Consider the following 1783-nt stretch of genomic DNA (forward strand, 5'->3'; position numbering starts at 1 on the left):
CGCCGACGCCTTCGGACCAGCCGGTGCCGTCGGCAGAGTCCGCGAACGCCTTGCAACGCCCGTCCCCCGCCAGCCCGCCCTGCCGGCTGAAACCGGCGAAGCTCATCGGCGAGGACAGGACGGTCACGCCACCGGCGAGGGCCATGGTGCACTCGCCGGAGCGCAGGGCGTGCGCGGCGACGTGGAGTGCGACGAGGGAGGACGAGCAGGCGGTGTCCAGGGTCACCGCCGGGCCTTCGAGGCCGAAGGCGTACGAGATGCGGCCGGACAGCACGCTGGCGGTCAGGCCGGTCGTCGCGTGGCCTTCGACGTCCTCCAGGGAGTTCATGACCACACCGACGTAGTCCACCCCCGCCGTGCCGACGAAGACACCGGTACGGCTGCCGCGCAGAGTGGCCGGGTCGATCCCGGCCCGCTCGAACGCCTCCCACGAGGTCTCCAGCAGCAGCCGCTGCTGCGGGTCCATCGCCATCGCCTCACGCGGCGAGATCCCGAAGAAGTCGGCGTCGAAGGACGCGGCATCGACGAACCCGCCCTCCACGGCGGCACTGCTGCCGTTCCCCTCGCCGGTCAGTGCCTCCAGATTCCAGCCACGGTCGGTGGGAAAGGCGGAGATGCCGTCACGGCCCTCTGTCATCAGCCGCCACAGGTCCTCCGGGGAGCGCACACCGCCCGGCAGACGGCAGGACATGCCGACGATCGCTATCGGCTCCTGCTTCTCCGACTCGACTTCCAGCAGCCGTTGGCGAGTCTGGTGCAGATCGGCGGTGACCCACTTGAGGTAGTCAACGAGCTTGCTGTCGTTCGACATGGAGATGGAGCCTTCCTACAGCGAAAGGGAAGAAGTGAAAGACGTCGGACAGCCGGGTCAGCGGTCGCTCAGCCGGCCGAGCTCGTTGTCGATGAATGCGAGGACCTCGTCGGCGGAGGCGGATTCGATCCGCTCCGCGATGTCGGCGGACTCGCCGTCCTCGTCGTCGGCACGCCACTTCTCCAAGAGGTGACGCAGCCGCAGGGAGACCGCCGCGCGGGTGTGTTCATCGGGCGCGGCGGCGGTCAACGCCGCGTCGACCCGGTCGAGTTCCGCGAGGAGGGTGGACTGCTCGTTCCGGTCGTCCCGGTGGTCGTGGAGGAGGGTGGCCAGCAGGTGTTCGGCCAAGGCATTCGGCGTCGGGTAGTCGAAGACGAGGGTCGCCGGAAGACGCAGTCCGGTGGCGGACGTGAGCCCGTTGCGCAGCTCCAGCGCGGTGAGGGAGTCGACACCGAGGTCCTTGAACTCCTGCCCCGGGTCGACGGCCTGCGCCGACGTATGCCGGAGTACGGCCGCGGCCTCTGCCTGTACGAGTTCCCGTACGTGTCGCAGCCGGTCCCCTTCGCGCAGCTCCCGGAGGCGGGCGGCGAGCATCTCCTGGGTTCCGGCCGCGGTGCCGCCGGCGGCCTGCCGCTTGGCACTCTTGACGAGTCCGCGCAGGAGCGGGGGCACGTCACCCCGCATCCGGGGCGCGCCCGCGCCGGCCATGCGGCCGAGGGGGACGAGGTAGGGGAGGTCGGTGGCCATCGCCGCATCGAGGAGAGCAAGGCCTTGCTCGGCGGAGAGCGGCGGAACGCCGGAGGAGGCGATGCGCTGACGGTCGGCCTCGGAGAGTGTCGCCGTCATGCCGCCCGTCGGCGCCCACGCGCCCCAGGCAAGGGACTGCGCGGGCAGACCCTCAGCACGGCGGTGCGCGGCCAACGCGTCCAGGAACACGTTGGCGGCGGCGTAGTTGCCCTGGCCCGCCGAACC

2 protein-coding genes are annotated in these 1783 nt (G+C 70.9%); both read right to left on the reverse strand.

Annotation, left to right across the window (positions count from 1 at the left end; translation table 11 throughout):
* Positions 1–811, reverse strand: an 811-nt coding sequence (locus ACWD01_RS37395; RefSeq protein ID WP_451168441.1) for a beta-ketoacyl synthase N-terminal-like domain-containing protein, incomplete at its 3' end; no start/stop codon positions are given.
* A gap of 57 nt (positions 812–868) precedes the next feature.
* Positions 869–1783: beta-ketoacyl reductase (locus tag ACWD01_RS37400; RefSeq protein WP_451168442.1), on the reverse strand; the 915-nt coding region annotated here is incomplete at its 5' end.

Source organism: Streptomyces sp. NPDC002835, assembly GCF_053591995.1.